Source organism: Streptomyces sp. NPDC079167 (assembly GCF_040686735.1).
Lineage (GTDB): Bacteria > Actinomycetota > Actinomycetes > Streptomycetales > Streptomycetaceae > Streptomyces.
Map to the genome: position 1 here is coordinate 1 of NZ_JBFBLO010000011.1, position 21,188 is coordinate 21,188.

Annotated in this window: 24 protein-coding genes and 3 pseudogenes; 16 read left to right on the forward strand and 11 right to left on the reverse strand. The window is 68.7% G+C overall.

Annotation, left to right across the window (positions count from 1 at the left end):
* Nucleotides 1–450: 450 nt before the first annotated feature.
* The gene (locus AB0P41_RS23020; protein WP_365933862.1) at nt 451–1,401 is read left to right on the forward strand and encodes an RNA-binding protein; all 951 of its coding nucleotides are present in this window, start codon (nt 451–453) and stop codon (nt 1,399–1,401) included.
* Nucleotides 1,402–1,949: 548 nt separating this feature from the next.
* Here the strand turns inward: AB0P41_RS23020 and AB0P41_RS23025 are convergent.
* Nucleotides 1,950–3,083 carry an alpha/beta hydrolase gene (locus AB0P41_RS23025; protein ID WP_356710679.1) on the reverse strand — a complete coding sequence of 378 codons (1,134 nt, stop codon included), beginning with the start codon at nt 3,081–3,083 and terminating at the stop codon, nt 1,950–1,952.
* Nucleotides 3,084–3,161: 78 nt separating this feature from the next.
* Between AB0P41_RS23025 and AB0P41_RS23030 the strand changes: the two genes are divergently transcribed.
* Nucleotides 3,162–3,728, forward strand: coding sequence for a TetR/AcrR family transcriptional regulator (locus tag AB0P41_RS23030; protein WP_365933864.1), 567 nt, complete (start codon nt 3,162–3,164; stop codon nt 3,726–3,728).
* A gap of 378 nt (nt 3,729–4,106) precedes the next feature.
* Here the strand turns inward: AB0P41_RS23030 and AB0P41_RS23035 are convergent, their stop codons facing one another.
* Both AB0P41_RS23035 and AB0P41_RS23040 read right to left on the reverse strand, forming a co-directional pair.
* Complete coding sequence (locus tag AB0P41_RS23035; RefSeq protein WP_267883626.1) at nt 4,107–4,235, reverse strand: LPFR motif small protein; 129 nt, start codon at nt 4,233–4,235, stop codon at nt 4,107–4,109.
* Nucleotides 4,236–5,151: 916 nt separating this feature from the next.
* Nucleotides 5,152–5,580, reverse strand: a complete 429-nt coding sequence (locus AB0P41_RS23040; RefSeq protein WP_365933865.1) for a MarR family transcriptional regulator — start codon at nt 5,578–5,580, stop codon at nt 5,152–5,154.
* Between the two features lie 138 nt (nt 5,581–5,718).
* Here AB0P41_RS23040 and AB0P41_RS23045 point away from each other — a divergent pair, with 138 nt between their 5' ends.
* Nucleotides 5,719–6,693, forward strand: coding sequence for an MBL fold metallo-hydrolase (locus tag AB0P41_RS23045; protein WP_365933867.1), 975 nt, complete (start codon nt 5,719–5,721; stop codon nt 6,691–6,693).
* Between the two features lie 160 nt (nt 6,694–6,853).
* A pseudogene (locus tag AB0P41_RS23050) lies at nt 6,854–7,017 on the forward strand (IS5/IS1182 family transposase); the annotation flags it as partial.
* 401 nt (nt 7,018–7,418) lie between these two features.
* Here the strand turns inward: AB0P41_RS23050 and AB0P41_RS23055 are convergent.
* Together AB0P41_RS23055 and AB0P41_RS23060 are read right to left on the reverse strand one after the other, a co-directional pair.
* On the reverse strand, nt 7,419–7,826 hold the full coding sequence (locus AB0P41_RS23055) for a hypothetical protein (RefSeq protein WP_365933868.1): 408 nt from the start codon (nt 7,824–7,826) through the stop codon (nt 7,419–7,421).
* A 272-nt stretch (nt 7,827–8,098) separates the two neighbouring features.
* Nucleotides 8,099–8,398, reverse strand: a complete 300-nt coding sequence (locus AB0P41_RS23060; RefSeq protein WP_365933870.1) for a hypothetical protein — start codon at nt 8,396–8,398, stop codon at nt 8,099–8,101.
* Between the two features lie 188 nt (nt 8,399–8,586).
* Between AB0P41_RS23060 and AB0P41_RS23065 the strand changes: the two genes are divergently transcribed.
* Together AB0P41_RS23065 and AB0P41_RS23070 are read left to right on the forward strand one after the other, a co-directional pair.
* A complete protein-coding gene (locus tag AB0P41_RS23065; RefSeq protein WP_365933871.1) occupies nt 8,587–9,090 on the forward strand; it encodes an N-acetyltransferase in 504 nt (167 codons plus the stop codon).
* 264 nt (nt 9,091–9,354) lie between these two features.
* On the forward strand, nt 9,355–9,735 hold the full coding sequence (locus AB0P41_RS23070) for a transposase (RefSeq protein ID WP_365933873.1): 381 nt from the start codon (nt 9,355–9,357) through the stop codon (nt 9,733–9,735).
* A gap of 336 nt (nt 9,736–10,071) precedes the next feature.
* Here AB0P41_RS23070 and AB0P41_RS23075 read toward each other — a convergent pair whose 3' ends face one another.
* The gene (locus AB0P41_RS23075) at nt 10,072–10,254 is read right to left on the reverse strand and encodes a hypothetical protein (protein WP_365933875.1); all 183 of its coding nucleotides are present in this window, start codon (nt 10,252–10,254) and stop codon (nt 10,072–10,074) included.
* A gap of 32 nt (nt 10,255–10,286) precedes the next feature.
* Between AB0P41_RS23075 and AB0P41_RS23080 the strand changes: the two genes are divergently transcribed.
* Both AB0P41_RS23080 and AB0P41_RS23085 read left to right on the forward strand, forming a co-directional pair.
* On the forward strand, nt 10,287–10,751 hold the full coding sequence (locus AB0P41_RS23080; RefSeq protein ID WP_365933876.1) for a hypothetical protein: 465 nt from the start codon (nt 10,287–10,289) through the stop codon (nt 10,749–10,751).
* 97 nt (nt 10,752–10,848) lie between these two features.
* Entirely contained in the window at nt 10,849–11,412 is a 564-nt protein-coding gene (locus AB0P41_RS23085) for an N-acetyltransferase (protein WP_365934206.1), read from the forward strand.
* Nucleotides 11,413–12,119: 707 nt separating this feature from the next.
* Here AB0P41_RS23085 and AB0P41_RS23090 read toward each other — a convergent pair.
* Nucleotides 12,120–12,302 carry a hypothetical protein gene (locus AB0P41_RS23090; protein ID WP_365933878.1) on the reverse strand — a complete coding sequence of 61 codons (183 nt, stop codon included), beginning with the start codon at nt 12,300–12,302 and terminating at the stop codon, nt 12,120–12,122.
* Between the two features lie 573 nt (nt 12,303–12,875).
* Here AB0P41_RS23090 and AB0P41_RS23095 point away from each other — a divergent pair.
* The gene (locus tag AB0P41_RS23095) at nt 12,876–13,166 is read left to right on the forward strand and encodes a hypothetical protein (RefSeq protein ID WP_365933879.1); all 291 of its coding nucleotides are present in this window, start codon (nt 12,876–12,878) and stop codon (nt 13,164–13,166) included.
* 245 nt (nt 13,167–13,411) lie between these two features.
* Nucleotides 13,412–13,816 carry a hypothetical protein gene (locus AB0P41_RS23100; RefSeq protein WP_365933880.1) on the forward strand — a complete coding sequence of 135 codons (405 nt, stop codon included), beginning with the start codon at nt 13,412–13,414 and terminating at the stop codon, nt 13,814–13,816.
* A 646-nt stretch (nt 13,817–14,462) separates the two neighbouring features.
* On the opposite strand, the gene AB0P41_RS23105 is transcribed toward AB0P41_RS23100, so the two are convergent.
* The gene (locus AB0P41_RS23105) at nt 14,463–14,678 is read right to left on the reverse strand and encodes a hypothetical protein (protein WP_365933881.1); all 216 of its coding nucleotides are present in this window, start codon (nt 14,676–14,678) and stop codon (nt 14,463–14,465) included.
* 108 nt (nt 14,679–14,786) lie between these two features.
* Between AB0P41_RS23105 and AB0P41_RS23110 the strand changes: the two genes are divergently transcribed.
* Nucleotides 14,787–15,380 carry a TetR/AcrR family transcriptional regulator gene (locus AB0P41_RS23110; RefSeq protein WP_365933883.1) on the forward strand — a complete coding sequence of 198 codons (594 nt, stop codon included), beginning with the start codon at nt 14,787–14,789 and terminating at the stop codon, nt 15,378–15,380.
* A gap of 183 nt (nt 15,381–15,563) precedes the next feature.
* The gene (locus AB0P41_RS23115; protein ID WP_365933885.1) at nt 15,564–15,770 is read left to right on the forward strand and encodes a hypothetical protein; all 207 of its coding nucleotides are present in this window, start codon (nt 15,564–15,566) and stop codon (nt 15,768–15,770) included.
* A 103-nt stretch (nt 15,771–15,873) separates the two neighbouring features.
* Here the strand turns inward: AB0P41_RS23115 and AB0P41_RS23120 are convergent, their stop codons facing one another.
* A complete protein-coding gene (locus tag AB0P41_RS23120; RefSeq protein WP_019548565.1) occupies nt 15,874–16,152 on the reverse strand; it encodes a metal-sensitive transcriptional regulator in 279 nt (92 codons plus the stop codon).
* 116 nt (nt 16,153–16,268) lie between these two features.
* On the opposite strand from AB0P41_RS23120, the pseudogene AB0P41_RS23125 reads away from it, so the two are divergent.
* Nucleotides 16,269–16,450, forward strand: a pseudogene (locus AB0P41_RS23125) (DUF2892 domain-containing protein); the annotation flags it as partial.
* A 597-nt stretch (nt 16,451–17,047) separates the two neighbouring features.
* Here AB0P41_RS23125 and AB0P41_RS23130 read toward each other — a convergent pair.
* Nucleotides 17,048–18,016 (reverse strand): SDR family NAD(P)-dependent oxidoreductase, encoded by a 969-nt coding sequence (locus tag AB0P41_RS23130; protein ID WP_365933888.1) that lies wholly within the window; start codon nt 18,014–18,016, stop codon nt 17,048–17,050.
* Nucleotides 18,017–18,241: 225 nt separating this feature from the next.
* Here AB0P41_RS23130 and AB0P41_RS23135 point away from each other — a divergent pair, with 225 nt between their 5' ends.
* Nucleotides 18,242–18,889: a hypothetical protein gene (locus AB0P41_RS23135; protein WP_365934208.1), complete on the forward strand. Its 648-nt coding sequence runs from the start codon at nt 18,242–18,244 to the stop codon at nt 18,887–18,889.
* 180 nt (nt 18,890–19,069) lie between these two features.
* Here AB0P41_RS23135 and AB0P41_RS23140 read toward each other — a convergent pair whose 3' ends face one another.
* Nucleotides 19,070–19,645 carry an XRE family transcriptional regulator gene (locus AB0P41_RS23140; protein WP_365933890.1) on the reverse strand — a complete coding sequence of 192 codons (576 nt, stop codon included), beginning with the start codon at nt 19,643–19,645 and terminating at the stop codon, nt 19,070–19,072.
* 119 nt (nt 19,646–19,764) lie between these two features.
* Here AB0P41_RS23140 and AB0P41_RS23145 point away from each other — a divergent pair, with 119 nt between their 5' ends.
* Nucleotides 19,765–20,601 carry an EamA family transporter gene (locus AB0P41_RS23145; RefSeq protein WP_365933892.1) on the forward strand — a complete coding sequence of 279 codons (837 nt, stop codon included), beginning with the start codon at nt 19,765–19,767 and terminating at the stop codon, nt 20,599–20,601.
* A 256-nt stretch (nt 20,602–20,857) separates the two neighbouring features.
* Nucleotides 20,858–21,075 (forward strand): annotated as a pseudogene (locus AB0P41_RS23150) (IS110 family transposase); the annotation flags it as partial.
* Between the last annotated feature and the right edge of the window lie 113 nt (nt 21,076–21,188).

Here is a 21,188-nt window from a genome sequence, read left to right on the forward strand (position 1 = left end):
GGGATCAGCGGCTCCGCGATCTCCCACAGCCCGTCCGGAACAATCCAACTCCACGTACCCCGCCCCATGACGAGCTCAACGAGCCAGCCCCACATGGGACACGGTCTAACACCGCATTGCAGATGGAAACGACCTCTGATCCAGATGACCCGCGGTGGCTCCGCACCGCGGCTGCCCGTTATTCCAGCATCATCCCTGGGGCGCTCCAGTCCGCAACCGCCACCATCCGCTCCTGGCAGAAGATGCCGGGCAATGCGGCCGCCGACCGGGACGCCAACGCATCGCGGAAATCGCCGCTGCGACCGATGCACCTTTTCCGATGAGGCCCACCACTCCTGACGAGATGACCGCCGGGCCTCGAACCTGCCGATGCAGGGCCCCCTCCCCCGCTCTCGGAACCGGGACCTGTATCTACGCTGGGCACTCCTTCCGCTCTGTCCGAGGAGTAACGTGTCGCCGACCTTCGTGCACCGGATCACCAAGTACGACCCCGCCGACCGAGACGAGCACGGTCACTACATCGGCGCCGAGGACACGATCAGCGACCACGGGCCCGTCGAGGCGGCGTACCTTGCGGCGGTAGCCGCCTTCGCGGAGTGCTCGGGTATCGACCGGCTGGAGATCCGCGACCCTCAGGTTACGGGCTTCGTCCACTTCGGTGGGGAGCCCTCAGTTGCGGGGCACGGCCTCGGCGGGCTCTTCCCGTCCGACCTCACCGGCTACCACGACGGGGCCGAGATCTCTCTTCCGGTCGCCCTGGAACTGGTCCGGGTCATGCTCCGCGACCAAGGCGCTTGGTGCCGACTGAAGGTGGGGGATTTGTTCACCGCCCATGTCGGGTGGGACCAGTATGTGTACGTGGGCAGCGACCGGCCCTGCGCGGACGCCGTGGCCCGTGCGCGGGAACTCGGCCTCTTCGCGGAACCGCTTGCGGCCTCGCCCTACGCGGCCGAGGCCGACGAAGCGGAAGTGACGGAGCCGGCCGACGAGCACTTCTGGATACGCGTGCACACCGCACTGGCCTCACGGCATGCGTTGCTCCTCGAGGAAAACTACGTTCGCAACGCCGCACGCTGGCACCGAATCACGCCGGAGAACCTCGAGACAGTGCGCGCCGGGCTCAGCCCGCGTGCCTTGCTGACCGTCTGGCCCGACCTGACCCCGGACGTAGGCGCCGTCCTCGCGGCTTTGCCCCAGGAGGAATCCATCGAATTCGTCTGGGAGGCACAGGACGGGGCGATCAGCCACGCGATCGTCGACGACACCGACTACAAGGTACTCAGCGCCCACGTGGCCGATGCCCGAGCCGCCTGCGCCCTGCCCCTGCCCCCCGCCGAACATTCCCCGCTGCTCTGTGCTGCCCTCCCGGACAGCGACGGCGTACTGCGCGCACGCTGGTGACCATGCCGGAGCGTCGGTCGAGCCAGCAGGCTCCTGCCAGGCCGGATGTCGCGCTCGGTCAATGCAGTTGACTGACCGATACACATGGCTACCTCGCGCTCCCGCTGACCCGCGCCTACCCTGCTCGGGCGCCCGCCGCCCGGCTCATGAGCAGCCTGGCGTGGGCGTTAGCCTCAGCGGATGATTCCTCAGCCGCCACCGAAGGTCATCACGCGTCACCGCGACGGGCGGATCCACGCCTACATCCTGGGCGCCGACGCCTATGGGACGTTGGAGCCCGCAGCGGTGTTTCAGCCGCGGATGGCGACGAGGTCGTAGCGTCGGTGGCCCGGCAGGATCTGGAGCGGGTCGTGTACACGGCGCTGAACGAAGTCGTCTGCCTCACGCGTGCCGGCGACCTTGTCTGGGCCTCGGACTTCGAGTCGCACTCTGAGTTCTGGCCCAGCACCAGGGGCATGTGAGGGAGTCGAGGTGAGCCGTCTACCTGGACTCCCTGGAACACGCGCACGCCCCGGCCGCAAACACGCTCGCCATCGTGCGGCTACTGATCAGATCACCGTCCTGTGCGCCTTCACCCATGCTGCAAATTCCTCGATTCCGTCTATCAGTGCCTCGAAGCGGAAGGAGTGAAAGAGATCGAAGGCGTGGTGCCCGCCCGGGAGTTCGGCATAGACGACCGGTGAGGTCGAAACGGAGCGCAGGGCGGTGACGAGGGCTCTGGGGTTGTCGGTTGTCACCAGCTCGTCCAAGTCGCCGTGCGCGATGAGGAACGGTGGTGCGTCCGCCCGTACGAGATTGACCGGCGAGGTCGCGGGGTCTCCGTCGAAGTATGTCCCGAGGTAGCCGTTGAGTGCGATGGCGGCGGCCACGGAGGTGTCAGCCTCCTCGAACCCTGGCTGGTAGGCGGGGTCATTCGGGGTGAGCGCGGTGAGCGCGGCCATGTGTCCACCCGCTGAACTCCCTGACACGAACACCGCCGCCGCGGGATCCGCGCCGTACTCCTTGGCGTGTCCGCGGGCCCAGGCGACGACCTTCTTCGCGTCGATCAGGTGTGCCGGGTGGGCAAAGGCGGGCCGCAGGCGGTAATTGGCGCTGATGCAGACCCAGCCCTGGCTCGCCAGCCGGTAGAGCAGAGGCAGCGACTGGGTGTTCTTGCGTCCCTGGTCGTAGTGGCCGCCATGGAAGTGGATCAGTACGGGTCCGCCCTCGGGGCGCGCGCGGTGGTGGTAGACGTCAAGAAGGTTGCGGACGCCCGCGTCTCCGTAGCTGATGTTGCTCACCCGTTTGACGTCACCGCGGCGGCGGAGGAAGGGCCGGAGCAAGATGCGCACCAGCGGCGGGCGGCGGCGCACACCCGAGCCCGGCCCGAGCGCGTCGTGCAGGGCGAGCCTGACCACGGACGCCGTTCGCATCCCGCGTCGGGCGACGACCACAAGCGCGCCGGCGGCGACCACGGCCAGGCCGACAGCCACCCGGTCGGCGGCGGTGGCGATGTCGCCCTGCGCGAAGGCCAGCGCTGTCGATGCCACCAGCGCGTAAAGGACAAGGAACGGCATTTCGCTGAAGACCAGCCCGAGCCGGTAACTGACGTAGAAGAGCGGTCTCGGGCCGCGGATGCGGACCAGGCAGAACACCGCGATCAGCGAGGCCAACAACACGGTCACCAAATAACCCACAGCCATGAGAATCACTCCCCCGTTAGACACCCAATCCCGAAAGTACCACATCTGTGGTACCACGGATGGGGTACTTTTGGATACGTGAATCTGGAAAGACGCCATCGCCTGGGCGACGCGGCCATCGACGTACTGGCACTCTCCGGCTGCCGGGGCTTGACGCACCGCGCCGTCGACGCGGCCGCAGGTGTGCCTCTGGGCACCACCAAGAACTACTTCCCCACCAGAGACGCGCTGTTGCTGGCGAGTACGGAGCGGATCATCGAGCTGTACCGGGCCATTCCCAGACCCACGCCCACCGACCGGGTCGGCCTGACCGCCCTGCTGCGCACACTCCTGGAACACGCCAGGGGCCCCGGCCGCTCACGCGTGCGCGCTCTACTGGAGCTGCAGCGTGAGGCAACACGAACCGCGTGGCTCGCGGCGCCACTTGACGTCTTCGCGGCAAACGACTTCGCCTACTTCGAGCAGGCCCAGATGAGCGCCGGCCTGCCCACCACCCCGCAGCGCGCCGCAACCGTCACCCTGTCCCTGCATGCCGCGCTGCCGCACCTGGTGTCCGATGCCCCTGCCACCCAGGCTGCAGCCGGACTCGACGACCTCGATGGTTTCGTCAAGGGACTCTTGGACACGGTGTACGGGGCCGCCTGAAGCCATCCCAGGCCGTCCCCCCTCGCGTGATGGTGGGGGCAAGGGCGGAGCCAGCTCGTTCTGGAACCGCTCCCGGTGCAGGAGGGCCGGGACGGCCTGGGGCGCTCCGGTGTCGAGGGCGCCAGCTATAACCGCCGCCAGTTGGGCACGGTGTCGCATCGGGGCGGCGCGGGCGGTTTCCTTCGCGACGGTCAGCCGATGCGCTAGGGACGCTGCCACTCCTGCCTGGGTCCTGCACCAGGTCGCGGCTCATCGCTCCTAGAGTGCCCCGCAGTAAGGCGTCCCACGGCAGGGGCCGGCGGCCCGGGGCTGAACTCTGGGCCGCCGACTCCTGGGCGGGTGCCACATGACGCGGCGAGGATTGTGGCCTGTAGGGGGTCAGTGGTGGCCGTGGGCGGTGTCGGACGCGCCGCCGAAGAGGCGGGCTACCGCGCGGAAGGGGAGCGTCACCACGGTGGCGATGGCTCCGCCGATGGACCTGAGTACGTCCGCAATGGCCTTGAGCATGAGAAAGCCTCCCAACGGATCATTCGTAGCGGGGCGCCTTGTCTGTGGTAAGTCCCTCCATCTGCCGGTGCCCGGACACTCACGAGAGGAAACGTGCGGCCTGCGCCCTCACGCCTGGCGCGCAGCCGCACCCGGCAATTCCCCCGTCATGCGGGGCGGAGGCGCTGGGGGCGGCCGCGGGGTTCGTCCCGAAGACAGAGATCGGACGCACGTCGATGTTGGTCGGCTGATGTTCGTGCTCGCCACCACTCGCTGAGAAGGACGCCGGCGCTGCCGATACCGGCGCCGAGCAGACCGGTGGCGGCCGTAATGATGATCGGCTACATATCCATGCTACCCACGATGTCGACTGCCTGCGGGCCACACGTCGTAATCCTGTCAAGCGCCAGCGGTGCTGCGCTTCCACTGCACTTCTGGCCCGTGTACTCCGTGCGCGCAGATCGTGGCCGAGCACCTGCACGTCCATCTGCTGTGTGTCCTGGCGACGCCGGCCGGTGCCGAGTAGATGTGCGTGCTCAGGAGGTCTGTGTGGGGGGGGCGTTCCGGGATGCCAGCGGAAGTCGGGTCCGTTCACATGGCCTCGTACCAGGTGGCCTGATGTGACGTTCTCTGCCGTGGCGTGGACGAAGCCGGGTATCCGTCGAGAAACGGCTGCGGCTTGACGGGCCTGGCCCACGACCGGCGGAAGAGGTGCGTGTGGAACTCCTGTACTGGGCGGCAGACCGCCCCACTCCGTTCTGGCCTATCGGCGCGATCGTGCTCGTCGTCATCACGCTCATCACCGGCCTGAGGTGGGCGTGGCGAGAGCGCAGGATGAATCGGGAGGAGTGAAGAGGTGGCCCCGCTCTACTGCGTCACCTGCAGCCGGGCCGACAAGGGCGACGTCAGCACTTTGCGCAGGTCCAGTGGTGTCGCCCTATGAACCGGCGACGGTCTTCTCCAGCAGGCTCTGCAGGGCGCTTTGCTGCTCTGCGGTGAGCGCCGCCAGAGGCGACTCCTGGGTGAGGAGTTCGAGGAGCTGTTCCCGCAACTCGCTGCCCTCGATGGTGAGGACGAGGTGCTTGGCACGGCGGTCGGTGGGGTGCGCGTGACGCTCGACCAAGCCCTGCTTTTCGAGTTTGTCGACGACGAAGGTGGCGTTCGAGGGTTCGCAGCTCATGCGTTCGGCGAGGTCACGCATGGTCATCGGCCCGGTCATCTCCCGCAGCGCGGTCGCCTGGGCGGCGGTGAGGCCCAGCGTGACGGCACGCTGGCGTACGTGATCGGCGATCTGCTGGGCCAGCCCGTTCACCAGGCCGCACAGTTCCCGCTCGGCGATGGCCTGCGCTTTGGGCGGTGTCGTCATGGTCCCTACCCTAGCAAGTCCATCAAGCCATAATAATTACAGCTTGAATCTTTCTAACTTGATACATATGGTGAGGTGACCGCCGCCGCAAGGCCGGCGGCAACTCGGTACGCAATGACGAACGAGGAGAGGGCTCCCGTGCGCAACTCAGTGGCTGACCAGCAGGACGAGCGGCTCCGGCGGCCGGGGGGACTTCGCACGGTATGGCTGGGCGACACGAAGGTGTCCTTCGTACCGGACGGGGCGATACAAGGGAGGCCGAGCGCCTGGCTGCCGGACACCACCGACGAGTTCTGGGCGGCTCACCCGGAGTACCTCGACGCCTCCGGCCACCTGGTGGCGAGTCTCGGTGGCCTCCTGGTGGAGCACGGCGAGCGCGCGCTGCTGATCGATGCGGGGTTCGGCCCGCACCGCCTGCCGGCCGATCCGAACACACCGAACGGCACCATGCAGGGAGGCGCGCTCCTGGACAACCTCGCCGAACTCGGCCGTGGGCCCGAACAGATCGAAGCGGTGGCCTTCAGTCATCTGCACCCTGACCACATCGGCTGGGCCACGCGCCCCGCGCCGGACGGCGACCGGCCCACGTTCACCGAGGCCGACTACCTGGTGGCGGAGCCGGAGTGGGACCAGCGCGCACAACTGGAGGCCGCGGGCACGCCCAAGGAGGTCCTTGACGTCCTCGCACCACACGTCCGTACGGTGACGGGCGAACAGGAGATCTTCCCCGGCGTGCAGGTCCGGATCACCGCCGGCCACACCGCAGGGCATGCGGAATTCATCATCACAGGAGGCGGGACCCGCCTGATCGCCTTCGGCGACTCCATGCACTCACCGATCCAGGTGGACCACCCGGAATGGTCCTGCGTCTACGACCACGACCCTGCCCGTTCCGCCGACCACCGCCGCCGTCTCGTCGCCGAACTCGAAGAGCCCTACACGATCGGCTTCGGCATCCACTTCGCCGACGCCGTGTTCGGACAGGTCCGCCACGACGGCCACGGCCCCGCCTGGCGCCCCCTGGCCGCCCAAGACGCCGGGGAGCACTCCCGCAGGATGCCGCCCGCGCGGATCGTCGGGGGACCATCCCCGCACGCGCGGGGAGCACGATGACATCGTCATCGACCTCGACCTCATGGCGGGACCATCCCCGCACGCGCGTGAACCCCCCGGTCGGCCCGCCGCCGGACGGAGCGTCGGCGGGACCATCCCCGCACGCTCGGGAAGCACGCGTCGTTCATCGGTGCCCCTTACCAGGCTCGGGGACCATCCCCGCACGCGCGGGGTGATACTGCACCGGCGCCTGGTCCGCGACTACGCACACCCCCCTCCTCCTCCGCCTCACGCGTCTACTGGGCCATGACCCACGTCATGACCCGCCGGCTCACCGGCACGAACACGCCCACCTGGCGCGAGGCACAGGCGGTCGCAGCATGAACATCCAGCCCTTGCTCAACGCCCTGGCACTGCAGGAACAAGCTGCCCGGGTTCTGGCCGACGACCTCCGTGAACAGATCGACGGCCTGCAGAACCGGCTGCGGGAGGCCGAGACCCATCTGGAGCATCTCGCGATCACCCACCACCGTCACCAGCCTCGCCGACCGGCTTCCCGCTGCCCCGCCGGACCTGCCCCAGCACCCGGACTACCCTCGCATCCTCGACGCCTTCAACCACGCGACCGGACCACAACGGGCGAAGGACGTCTGCCAAGCCCTCGGCCACGAGCTGCTGCCGAAGAACGTCGAAGGCACGCGCACCAAGCTGAAACGCCTGGTCAAGCTCGACATCCTCACCGAGGTCGACACTGGCATCTTCGCGAGAAGGCCACAGCCGGACACCTATGGCCAGCAATCACTGGCCACAATCTGGTGTGCGTACTTGTTCTCCGGGTCGATGTCTTGGATCAGTTTCAGGGCTTCATGCATCCGCTCCGTCTCGCACATCAGCCGGACAAGGACGTACAGGGCGTCACGGTCACCGTCTTCGGCGCGCTCGCGCAGCGCGGACTCCATGCCTCGCTCCCGAAGCGACCTGTTGAGCCTCCGAAGTGCGTGGCGATCCCTGAGGGCGAGCTCCGTAAGTTCTGGAATCCGTTCCGCTCGGACCAGCAGATCCATGTGCCACAGATGATTGTCGTGCCTGTCCGGATCATCGGAAAAGCACTCGGCATGGGCGCTTACCAGCGCGATCGCTGCGTCCCAAGCCTGAAGTTGCTCCGCAGCTCGAGCTCGCTCCAACCAGTCCACAGGCCGATTATCGCCCGTTGCCCCAGCGAACAGCAACGGACAGCACCTGAAGCAACCCCTGCGGAGTGCCCTTCAGGGCAAGTCGCGGTCACAACCTCTCAAACCGCCCTCTCAGAGCCTGGGCTCAGCAGCCCAGCTTTCGGCTGCTGAAATAGCCGGAGCTCGGCCAGCCAGCTCAGGCGAGTAGTACCCGCTTGCGTAACAGCTTGAAGCCCGCGCGGCCGGCTTCCACTCCTCCGCAAGCGCGTCCTGCTCTACACGTGAAGCACAGGTCAAACCGCATCACCAAGGAGACCGAAGCCTGCCGAAAACCCTTCCAGGAACTCCCGCCGCGCGGGGTCGGACTCGGCTTCGGCCATCGTCCCGAGCAGACCGATCAGTTCGCTCCGTTGGTCGCTCGACAGCTCGCTGACCAGGTGGGCGACACCCTCCATGACCTTGACGGCGTCGTCCGGATCCATCTGCTCATCTTCACTGCCCTCGATGAACCACAGGACTTCGACCAAGGCCGCGGCCAGGGCATGAGTCAGAGACGAGTACACGGGCATGGAGGCGGTCTCCCAGCAGGTCACGGCACCAGAGTCCGGCCATCCCACCACATACCCCTGACATCACACTCAGAAGCCGTTGCCATACCGATCATGGAGTCCGTCGATCGAACGAGAGTTTCGATCGGTTGATCGCAGGCCCTGCCCGGGGCCTGGCGGTCCGGCGGAAATTCAGGGGAGCGGACGGCCGCGTGCTGTTACGGTCGGGCGCCATGAGCTGGCTTCCCGAAGACTTCGTCCACCCTGTCCTGATACCGCTGCCGGACGGTGGTCATCACCTGCGGCCGATCCGGGAGGCGGACACTCCACTCGACTATCCGGCTGTGATGGGTTCGCGCGAGCGGCTGTGGACCATCTTCGGCCCGGCCTGGGGCTGGCCTGCGGCCACCATGACCTACGAGGCCGACCGGGCGGACCTGTTGCGGCACGAGAAGGAGATCGCCACACACCAGTCCTTCAACTACGCGCTGTTCGACGCGGCGGAGACAGCTCTGCTCGGCTGCGTTTACATCGACCCACCGGAGAGGGCCGGCGCGGACGGCGAGATCTCCTGGTGGGTGGTGGACGAGCTGGTGGGCAGCGACGTCGAGCAGGCCCTCGACGCGCTGGTGCCGCAGTGGATCGCCGCTGACTGGCCGTTCGAGCAGCCGCGCTACCTCGGCCGTGAGATCTCCTGGTCGGACTGGCTCGCCCTGCCGGAACATCCCGACTCGTAAGCACTGTTGTCTTTCTGCTCTTGGGACTTGGTGATCGAACGGCCGTCTCGATTGGGTGGTCGTCGGGTGCTCGGTGCATGAGAGGAGGGCCTCCTGAACAGCTCGCTGGTGTCGAATCACCGAGCATCAGGAGGCCCTGGTGTCGCAGTCTTGCGTGCCGATGCCCGTGCAGTCCACCGCGGGCACTCGGGAGTGTGACTGTCTGGCTCACCGGTTCGGAACGCTGCCGACAATCGCCTGCGAGAGCGTCGGTATCCGAGCGACATGAGGGACGCGGAGTCGGTGCTGGTGCGGCCGCTGCTGCCGGTGCCGGGTTGGATGCGGGGCCATGGCGGGCAGCCGGAAGCGTACTGTCACCGGGCGATGCTGGACGCGATCGGCCATCTCGTGGACAACGGCATCAAGTGGCGGGCGTTGCCCGCCGACTTCCCGCCGTGGGACCGGGTCTGTGCGTTCTTCCGCCGCTGGCGCGACCACGGCCTGGTCCGGGAGTTCCATGACCGGCTGTGCGGGCAGGTCCGGGAGAGGGCAGGGCGGGATGTCCTGCCGACGGCTGGGGTGATTGATTCGCAGTCGGTCAAGGCAAGTCTCTTCGCCGGCCGCACCCGGGCCGAGACCGTCGAAGCCACCCGCTGGCGTTACTGACCGGGTCACGTGCAGCCGCACCGGTCAGCCCGGTACCGGCCATGTGTGAGGAGAGCCAGCCATGCAGCACATGCAGGTCGCCTCGGTGAAGTCCCGTGTCCTGGAGGAGCCTGATGGCGGCTTGGCTTCCCTGGCCGCGGCTCTGGCCCGGGTCGGCTTCCAGGCGGTGACGCTGCCCTGGGACGAGCCTGTCGGCTGGGGCCGGTTCGCCGCCGTCCTGCTCGAATCCCCCTGGGACTGTCCCAGGCGCAGCAAGGAGTTCCTTGCCTGGGCCCGCCGGGCGGCGGACGAGTCGGTACTGCTCAACTGCATGGTGGGGTGGGACAGCGACAAGCGCTACCTGACCGACCTCGCCGCTGAGGGCGTGCCGATCGTGCCCAGCATCTGGACCTGGGCGGGCCAGGACTGGGCCGCCCCGCCCAGGGCGAGTACGTCGTCGAACCGTCCGTCTCCTGCTCGGCCAAGGACACCGCGCGCTACGGCCCCGAAACGGCAGAGCGGACGCGGGCCCGTCGCCACGCCACGGCACTCCTCGAACGCGGCCGGACAGTATGACCCAGGCATATCAGCACGCTGTCGACGCGTACGGAGAGCTCTCGCTGATCTACCTCGACGGGACCTCCAGTCACGCTGTGCGGCGCAGCGCCCTCCTCGAGCCCGGTGCTGCGGTCCGGGACAGTCTGCTCGCCACCGCAACTATCACGCTCAGCGCTGCGGCCGGGCCGGAACTCGACTGCGGCGAACCCGTCGTCAAGTCCGTGAGCAGCCGTTTCGGGTCCCCGCTGTATGCACGGATCGACCTGGTGCCGGCCCCGGGGTTTCCTGTTGCTGCTGGAATGCGAAGTCATCGAGCCTCGCTGTTCCTCTCCCACGGCCCCACCGCGCCTGTCGCCCTGGCGGCAGGGATCCACCGGCGGCTTTCGCCCCGCTCCACGGAGCAGCGCTCCATGGAGCAGCGCGCTACGGCCGGGCGCGCCCATGACGGGCTGCCGGGCGCCGGCACCGGCGTCGGCTAGGGACATGGGTCAGTGACGGCTCGGCTTCCGCCGGGCTGGGGTGTGGGGCTTTGGTTGGGTCTTGGGCTGGCCTAGGCTGCGGGTCATGAATGCGGCCATGGCCAGTGGTGTGAGCAGTGAGCCCGCCATCCTTGACGCCATGGGGCTGGCTGCAGATCCGGAGCTGGAGTTCCGGTTTACGGAGTCGGCCCACCGGATCCTGGCGGACCTGGTCAGTGGAGGTGCTGCGCTGGGCTGGGTCGAGCCGCCCTCGCGAGATGAGGTGGCGGAACTATTCGGTCACGTCATCTCTGCGGTGCAGGCCGGGGATGCGGCCTTGCGGGCCGCTTACCTCGACCGTCGGCTTGTCGGGTTGGGATACTGGCTGCGCTACGCCCGACCGACCCATCGGCCACACGCCGATCTGGAGAAGATCGCGGTAGATGCTGCTGTCCAGGGCCGGGGCGTCGGCCGGGCGCTGACCGCTGCCTTGGTCGCTGACGCCCGGGAGGCGGGTATCGAGGTCCTCACTCTGGACACCCGTGGCGACAACGGCCATGCCCTGCACCTCTACCGGTCGCTGGGCTTCACCGAATACGGGCGCCTGCCCGGCTTCGTCGCCGTCGGCGAACACCGCTACGACAAGGTCTTTTCGATGCTGGACTTGCGTCAGCAAAGCTGACCACGAGCGCGCGCGAGGGCCCGGTGGCGACCCGCTGACGCTTCGCGATCATGCGAGATGATCACGGTATGTGTGGTGGGGGCGGGCTGTTCGAGGTTGAACCGGTCGGGAAGAAACGACCTGGGGGGCCGTCCGGCGCCTGCCCCTACAACGTTCCGGGCCCAGACCGTCACGTGCACCACCCACCGACACCGTCTCCACCAACAACACCAGCAGCAGCAGCAGCACCAGCGGCGGATCTTGCACCGCCGTCACCTTCCGGTGGTCCTCTGCTGCACCCGCCCGGGCACCGGTCTCTCTCCCGCTGCGTCACGCGACCCGCCGGAGCGCTCTGCCCGAGCCGCTCGGCAAAGCTTCACACTCTCATGTGGTGCACGAGTTGGGGCGAAGGCAGGCGGTGCGCCCGGTAGTGCACTCCCGACCGTGCAGCTACTGCCTCCCGCCGAACGTGGAAGACCGGCTTCGGCGGCGTTGCCGTCCTGGCGGACCTGTTCGTAGCGCAGCGGGTGGCGCCACACACCGCGGTCCTGTGACACGGCGGCGCTGATCCGCGCGACGAGGACAGGGGCAACCAGGACCGGCTCCAGGGGTGCGGCTGCTCCAAGGGTGTGGCTGCTCCAAGGGGGTGGTGAAGCGGACGCCGGCCCACGGGTGGTCGGGGCCGGCCGCGGTGCGGTGGTCGGCCGGCTCGCGGGCCGGTCCTGGCTTCAGCGGACGGTCCTGTCCACGAGCCGCAGGCGGCCGGTCGTGTCGTATCGGCCCAGCAGCAGGGCCTCGGGGCGGTCCATGGAGCCGGCGACAGCGTCGATGAGCGCTTCGGCGGAGTTCCCGCCAGGGAGCTTGACGGACCGGTACCGGCCGGGTGTGCGCGGCCGGTACCGGTCCGTCAAGCTCCCTGGCCACGGTGTTTTCGACGTGGGGACATCAGTCCACTCACGCAGCCACTCCCCCGCAACCGCGGGATCCGTGATCGACAGGCACAACCTCCACGACAGTCCCGGCCCAGCCGGTACGAGGTGAACGGCCGCCCGGCAGCCCTCCCCGGGAACGGCGGAACACCAACACCGGCACGGGTGTGCGCACGTGGCCACGTGAAAATGAGCGGAAAGCTCGGCGGCCAGGGCGCGGGCGTTGCGGCCGGCGGTCGCGCGGCGTTGCAGGGCGGTGAAGCTCAGCTGCCCGCGGGTGGCCGAGGACAGGAGGGAGACGCGCACGTCACCGCGGCCGGTGACTGCGCAGCCACCGGCACCCCGCGTGGTGACGAGGTGGCCGACCCGAGAACGCTGACGGAGATCGAACAGCTCCGGCTCAGGGCCGTCCCGGCCAACTGCCCTGAAACTCGACGTCCCTGGCCGGCCACGTCCGGTCCTTCGCCCCAAATGGTCCCCGAGCGCCAACGAGACCGTGGCTGAGCGGCAGCCGCGATTCGGTGACAGCCTCAACGGCGCTCGTAGGATGCCTGAATGCCTGAGCCGATACGAATGAGCCGCCGCGCGTGGGTTGCCGCCTGGGCGGTGCTGTGCGCGGCCGGCCTTGGCGTCACTGCCGGTCTGAACGCCTCCTCGTCATCGGGCCCGCAGACCGAAATGCGCGTCAGCGCAGAGTGCGCCGAGCTCATAGCGGATCTCGAGAAGCAGTTGGCCAAGACCCATCAGGAAGGCAACGATGCAGTGCTGGGCTTCTCGCGAGTCCAGGTCGGTGCCGAGAATGACTGCCGTGACGAACTTCGTGAGCACTTCCGTGGCGATCAGTGAGCCCTGGTATCTGGTCCTCCGCCCTGGCCGGGGCTGCCCTCTCATCGGTGCAGAGCGTGATCACCGTTGACAGGGGGGCAGGTGTTTTCTAGTAACTCTTGCGCGGCCTGCCCGGGGCAGCAGGAGTCATTCGACCGGACCTTGCTCATTCGCAGAGCCCAACGGCTGTACCCGAGGCCGTAAACGCGAGTGTTCAGGTCCAGGTGTCGTGTCGACTGCGTCGAGGCTTGGCAGGATCACCTGTCATGGATTCCGCCGGTATAGCCGCGCTCATCACCACGCTCACCGCTGTCCTCGCGGCGGCAACTGCCTACGCTGCAGGCCGCGCACCGGCGCGGGCTGCCCGCCGCGGCCCCGTGGACGCCGTCCGCCGGCAACATCAGCGCGAGGCATACGCCGCCCTCGCCACCCAGGCCGCCGAGCACGAGAGCCACAGGTTCCGGGTGTACCTCGGCGGCCTGGACAAGCCGGGAAAGGAGCCGCGGGACCGGGCGGGGTTCTCCTGGGACGGCGGGGTGAATTGGACGATCGGCGCTGAGGAGCACATGGATTCGGTGGGTTCCTGTATGGCGCCTGCCGCCTTCGCACCTGTCACGAAGGGCGGGTTCCGGGTGAGACACGCAGATCTGCCGCTCTGGCCGACGGGCTGACCCCGGGGGCTGATCGAGCTCATCCGCAGAACCCGGGCGGCAACTTCACGCGCCTGGCGATGCCGCAACAGACGGCCCGGCTGCGACAGGGGCTGCGTAGATCACCGCGGAGGAGGGGGCGACGTGACCATGCCGAAGAGGCAGCGTTCGGCCTCGCCGGTGCCGGCCAGCGCACGGACGGTCGCCAGCGACGAACGCGGCGAGCACGAAACGAGAGGCTCCCGCAGCTGGACGTCGCACCCCTTGCCCTGCTGCCGCGCACGCCGCAAGAGGCTTTCGCCACCGACCAGTACAACTAGGTGCCCAAGCTCCAGAACATCAACCGCGACGAGGCGGTGCTCGTCGAGGCCGACTACCGCACCCGCCTGGAGAAGTCCCTGGACTGACCACAGCGCACCGGCGGGGCCCGTTCCCCGCCGCGAGCTCAAGTACCGCCGCCACGGCACCGCCTTGATCGTCGCCGTGTATGCCGAGAGCCAAGTCGCTGAGTCTGCGTCGCACCCGTTCCCCGTAGGCTGCCGGCAACCCATCATCGAGCGCGGCGTGCATCCACCAGTGCCTGCCGCCCATACCCGCGTGCGCGCGGCAATCCGCCTACGAGTCCGCCCATGATCCGCCGAACAGTCCCCCATCCACTCGCACCGTGTCAGTCGCCAGTCGCCCTACGAGCATTGTGGGCCCGCCCTGCGACGACCGCGCCGATCACGACGGCCAGTACGTAGACGGTGATGTTCACCGCGAAGCCTCCCGGCAGCCAGCCCAACAGGCCTGCGTTGTCGTGGTCGGCGAGCTGGCGAATTGCACCTTGGGCTCCGATGACGAGCAGCGCCATACCGAGCGCCTGGTAGAAGCCATACTTCATGGGGTCCTCCTCGGCCTGATCACGGTTTACCATGCACTTGCACTGTAAACAGGTAGGGCCCGATTTTACAATGCGGTCGCATGGTGAACGAGGAAAGGCGGCGACGTCGTGCCAAAGATCGTGGATCACGAAGCGCGCAGGACGCGTCTCGTCGAGGCCGTCTGGTCGCTGGCCGTGCGCGGCGGCATCGAGCAGGTGTCGCTGCGTAAGGTGGCCGAGGAGGCGGGCGTCTCGATGGGCCAGATCCAGCACTACTACGCCTCGATGCATGCCCTGATCCGCGACTCCCTCGACCGAGCCGTACGGGCCGTCAACGCCACCATCGAGAACGCGGTCACCGCCGCCGACACGACCAGTCCGGAGGCCATTCTCCGCACCTGCCTGTACGCCCTCATCAGCCCGGCCCAGGAGAGTACGCGGTTGATGCGCTTCGCGCTGGCGGCCGCGGGCCGGGCAGTCTCCGACCCGACGATGGCCAGGGTCCTGGCGCCGGGCGACGACGAGCTGCTCACCTTCACCGCCGGCCTCATCACGGCAGCCCGGGCGGAGCGGGGCAGCAAGCCACGCTGCGAGGAACGTACCGACGCCGACATCTGCTGGTCCCTCGCCACCAGCCTCGGCGTTGACATCGCCCTCGGCTACCGCACCCCGGAAGCCGCCGAACGTCTCCTCGACCACCACATCGAGCACGTCCTTAGCTAGTGTTGTTGACACTCGGCAAGTCTTGAACATGACGAAGACCTCCGGCGTGCGAGGGCCGGCGGATTCGGGCCGTCCAGGACGAGCGCGGCGACGACCAGATCGTTGGCCCGCGCCGCAGTCACCCTCGTCGATGCCGCATTCCGGCACCACCTTGCCGAATGCCACGACGACCGTTCCTCGCTCATGGTCTCTGCATCCGACGCCCCGCCGCAGGGCGCGACTCAGAGTGCCCGCCAGGCCACCGAGGTCAGCCTGGACTGGGCCCTGACCATGCCGTTCATCGCGATGGCGGTCCTGGGAGCATGGGACAGCAAGCGGCTGTCCGCGAAGGTCAGCCGGCTGCCTTGCAGCGGGCCTTCGGCACCCTGCTGCTTAGGGTCACCGCAGTGATGGTGACCGGCACCCTGTTGCGACACAGCCGTGGGGGCCTGCCGCCAACACCCCGGCGGATTCCGGGGCGCGCCTCGGCAGGCCCGACGGGAGACGAAAGCTGTCAGGCCAGCGAAAGGAACAGCTTCTCCAGCCGGGCCCGCATCTGTGCGGAGTCCCGCACCTCGGGATCCTCACTGGTCATGCACTGCTGCAGACCGGTCGCGATGATCGAGAACCCGGCCCGGTCCAGCGCCTTGGAGACCGCCGACAACTGCGTGACGACGTCCTCGCAGTCCCGGCCCTCCTCGATCATCTTGATCACTCCCGCGAGCTGACCCTGCGCTCGCCGCAGCCGGTTCAGCGCCGACTTCAGCTCCTCGGCACTCATGTCGAGTTGCACACCAACCTCCTCGATACCCCCGCGGGTATCCTATCGCGGGAAACCGCTCAGAAAGGCGAACCATCGTCCAGGCGGGTCAGGGGGATGCTGTGGGCGCCGGTCAGGTGGCGTCGCCCCGCGCGACCTGGCCCATGGACCGCCAGGTCCGCCTCGCGCCGGCACCCTGGCCCTCGTCGGCTTCCTCGGCGGTCTCGCCGGGAAGCCGGCGCACTGGCTGTCCGGGGCCATCGGCGCCGGACTCGTCTTCTCCGGTGCGACCAACACCTGCGGCATGGTCGCAGCCCTGGCCGAGCTGCCCGCAACCGGCCCCAAGAGCAGGGTGGCGGCGAGCAGATGGACGGCCCCGTCGGCATCGGTGCGTGAGCCGCGCACAGCTCTGCCATCCACCGCGAGTCCGCCCAGGTCTCGCCGGGCTCCTCGACGGGGTCAGTGGCGTAGCGGCCGAGCCGTGCGCCGACGGCGTCGTCCAGGGCGTCGCCATAAGGGCGGCCCATCGGGCGTCCCAAGTGGTGGTGCTCGGAATGGTTGAGGTGAACCGAAGTCATTCGCTCAGTTCAGAGCTGCTGTCAGTGCCGAAACTGGCGACGGCGGTCACCGATTTTGCGCCACCGAGGACGCGACCAGACACAGTGCGAGCAAAAAGTCGATGCGGTATCGACGGCCTTGGACACGACGTGGATAGCGGATCGAGTGCCTCGTCCAGTACTTGGGCCAGCGTGCGCAGGTCGGCAGGAGGACATGGGCGGTCGACATCCTCGAGGTGGTGTGCGAGGGCGTCGATCAGGGTGGATGACACACGCGAACTCGTTCCCTGTTCGTGATCTACGGCTTCGACAACCTTCATCCTCAGGGGGCGTTTCACTGCTTCCACGGGGCCGCTCGGTCGCTGCTCGATCTATCGGGGTGAACCGCTCGTCCCGTCGCCTGAGATCGCGTCCGCCCTGGCTGCGTGCGCCGCCGTGAATCGCTCGGCGGCCTCCCGGAGCTCCCTTTCGCGCTGCGGGTCGTAGGACTCCTGCGACGAGCGGTCCACACGGCTGCGGTCGACGTAGGAGCCGGTCGGCGCACGGGTCGTGCCGAGGACGACGTCGGCGAGGTAGCGGCCCGCGGCACTGCGGCTGGTGGCGAACGGGGTGAGGGTCATCACCGGCATGATGCGGCGCATCGCGAACCGTGAGACGGGCCCTGCGTTACGGGCGAGGCCGGTGCCAGGGACGAACCCCGGGTTGTAGGCGACGGCGTCGATCCCGGTCGGCAGCCGGCGCGCGTACTCGTGTACCAGGTGGATCGCGGCCAGCTTGCTCGTCGAGTACGCGGTACGCCCGCCGACCGCGGTGTCCCGCTTGGTGAAGACGCCCGTGCGGGCCAGGACGCCCGGCGACTTCCAGACCGGGCCGGGCACCATGCCCATGTTGTGCGTGAAGTCGCCGGAGTGGGTGTCACTGACGGTGACGCCGATCCGGGCGGGAGTGATGAAGCGGTCCTGGAACAGTCGGACGAACAGGTGGTTGGCGAGCACGTTGACGGCGAAGGTGGCCTCGAACCCGTCAGGTCCCTCGGTCAGCGCGTTCGTGTACTGCATGCCGGCGTTGCCCACGAAGCCGCGCAGCGGTGGCAGGTCACCGCGGTCGGGCCGGTCGCGGATCTTGCCGGCGGCTGAGCTGACGTCGGCCAACGAGCCGAGGTCCGCCGGGACATGCGAGACCGTGTGCCCGCCCGCGCCGAGCTCCGCAGCGAGCTGCGCGCCGGAGGAGCCACGGGCCACGACCAGGAGGTGGACGTCCGGCGACCGGCGCAGGATGTGCTCCGCAGCGACGCGGCCGATCCCGCGGCTCGCGCCCGTCATCACGATGGTGTGCTTCATGGAAGGCTCCTCAACTGTCAACCTGTGGCGCCCGGCTCGGGCGCATCTCCACGTTCGCCGGTGGCGCCACCGCAACCAGTGCCTTCCCCGTCACTAGGACTGGCAGTACCCAGGCTCATCCGGCGCCGCGCAGCGAGAATGGCCATGGCTTGCTCCCGCTTCGATTTCGGGGCACTCCTGCGTGCCGGGCACGACCGACTGTCCCCGGCAGACGTCGGCCGCACGATGACGGACGGCCGTCGTGCCCCCGGGACTGCGCAGCAAGGAGCTCGCACAGCTGGCCGCACTCTCCGTCGACTACGTCCTGCTCCTCGAACGGGGACGCGCGAAGAACCCCTCGGCCCAGGTCATCGGCGCCCTCGCCGGGGCCCTCAGTTCTCCCACGCCGACCGCGACCAGCTGTATGGAAGCGCCGGGCTCCTTCCACACCAGGACGGGACGGTCAGCACCCGTATACCCCCGGGCCTCCAACTGCTCGCGGCGCCCCCGGGCGACGTACCGATCGCGGTGTTCACCGCGGACTGGACCCTGGTGTGGTGGAACCCCACGTGGAGCGCCCTGCACAGCGGCCCCGCCGTCCTCCCGAGCGCCGAACGGAACCTCGCGCGTGCACTCTTCGGGAACGGCGCCGCACATGCCTCGATGCTGACCGTCCGATCCGAGCGCGGACCGTCCGCCTTCGACGAGTCGAGCGTCGCCGACCGCAAAGACGCCGTGTCCCGCCGTCCCGGCACGTCCAGCTCGATCGTCTCGTGGCTCGTGCGGTGCCGTACGTGTGCCCCCTGGGGCACTGGCCTTCGGGCGGTACGTCAACTGCCTCTGCGTACCGTGTCGCTCGGGTGGCCGGCTGGAGCTCTCAGTCGGTCTGCTTGAGGCTCCCGGTCCAGGCTTTCCTTTCTGGTCGTGCGCGAGCGCCGTCCGGGGCGCTGGTCGGAGGGCTCGCGTGCCGCGGTCGGCCGGCGCTCCGGGCGCGCGGCGCGTCCAGCCTCGGTTCGCAAGCGGTTCGGGCCGGGCTGCTGGGGGCTTGGCGGGGACTGCTGGGGGCCGCAGGTCTCAGGCGGGACCAGGCGGTAGGTGGACGGTCATGATCAGGTGGCAGGTATCGGTGCCAGCGCCGCGGTAGGTGTGGGCGGTGTCGCCGACGAAGGCGGCTGTCTGGCCGGCCTCGACAGAGTGCTCGGTGCCGTCGACGACGAGCACCATCCGTCCGGCGGTGACGCTGACACTCTCCGCGACGCCGGCCTGGTGGGGGTGGCTGGGATACTCCTCGCCGGGCTCGAGTTTCCAGCGCCAGATCTCGACCGGGGCTGGTGTCGCGGTGGTCAGCATGAGCCGGGCCTCGCTGCCGTGTTCGCCCTTCCACAGGGGCATGACGGCGTCGGCCGTCACGACCCGGACGCGGCCTTCGGCCGGCCCTTCCATCAGGGCGGACACCGAGATGCCCAGGGTGTCGGCAAGACGGACCAGGGTGGCGAAGTTCGGGTTGCCCTGGGCCTTCTCCAGCCCGGCCAGGGCGCCCTTGCTGACCTTGGCGCGCCGGCAGAGTTCGTCCAGGGAGAGCCCGGCGCGGGTACGGGCTGTGCGGACGTTTTGCGCGAGCGTCCGCAGTGCCGCCTCGGTCTCGGCCATCTCGGCACCCTTCCAGGAATGGTTCAGTGCAATGCATCGTACGGTCGTTTGGTTGACACCATTCGGTCGATGCACTGTACGGTGTAGTCGTTCCATTGATGGTAAGGGATGTCCCACCCGTGATCGCTCTGCTGCTGGCCCTGGGCAGTTCCCTGGCCTACGGATGCGCCGACTTCCTCGGTGGTCTCGGTGCCCGCAAGGCCCATGTCCTGCGCACCGTGATGATCGCCGCACCGGCCTCACTCACCGTCGAACTGCTCCTGTGGCCCTTCCTCGGAGCCTCCTTCGCCCCGGCCACCCTCGCCTGGGGTGCGGCGTCCGGCGTCGCGTCGGCCGCCGCGTTCGCCCTGCTCTACCGCACGCTCGCGATCGGTCCGATGAACATCCTGTCACCGGTGACCGCGCTGATCTCGGCGATGCTGCCGGTCGGTGTGGGGCTGGTACAGGGCGACCACCTGGGAGTGACCGGGATGACCGGCCTGCCGCTGGCACTGGCAGCCGTGGTGCTGGTCAGCGCCGGGCACGGCGCGAAGTCGGCTCGCCCGTCCCGCCCCGCACTTATGGCGGCTCTCGGCGCGGGAGCCGCCATCGCCCTGCAGCTGATCTTCCTGCACCAGGCTCCCTCCGACAGCGGCGTCGGCCCGCTGGTCATCGGCCGCGCCGTGTCCTCCGCCGTCACCCTGGCCGCCGCCGCAGCGATGTACCGGCGACTGGGCCCGGAGAAGCCCGCGTACGCGATCTCGGCGGCGGCCGGCGTGCTGGACTCGGTGGCGAACCTGCTGTTCCTCCTCGCCGCGCGCAGCGGCGACCTGGCCGTCGTCGCCGTGATCACCGCCCTCTACCCCGCCGGCACCGTCCTGCTCGCCCGCTACGTCCTTGCCGAACGCATCCACCGCGGGCAGCTGATCGGCCTGGGCACCGCCGCGGCTGCCGTCACCCTCCTCACCCTCACCTGACCCCCGCACCCCACCAGAGAGGCCCGCCCGCATCATCCACCCCAGCCCTCCCGTTGCGTCTCCGGTGGCTCGCAATGGCGCTTCCGGCCTTTGGGCCCGGCATGGCTCCCCCTTGTTGCGGTTGACGATCCGGGGAGTGGCGTCACCGCGCCCGGAGGCATCGACGGACCGCTCATGAGGTGCTTGGGTACCGGCCTACCCGAGCCGGAACAGCTCTTCGTAACCCAGGTCGCAGCCCGGCGCCCAGACAAGGCCGGACGAGACGATCGCTGAACTGGAGACGGTCGTGGGGTTCCACGACAACCTGGCGGGCGAGGCCACCCGAGTCGCGAACCGGCTCCACGGCCTGCTGACCCAGATCCCCGCCCCCTGGAGCGAGTACCGGGGCCGCGGTTGCAGCACCCGGTCGTCCTCACCTTGCTGGAGCTCTTCGGGTCACCCGCCCAGATCAACGAGACCGGGCGACGCCGCCTGGCCAGGCTGGTACGGCCGAAGGCCCTGAGGCCGGCCGAGCGACTGGTCCAGGAGATCTTCGAGGCCCTGGTGGAGACGCATGCTCGGCTGCCTCCACCACTGCCTCACCAAGC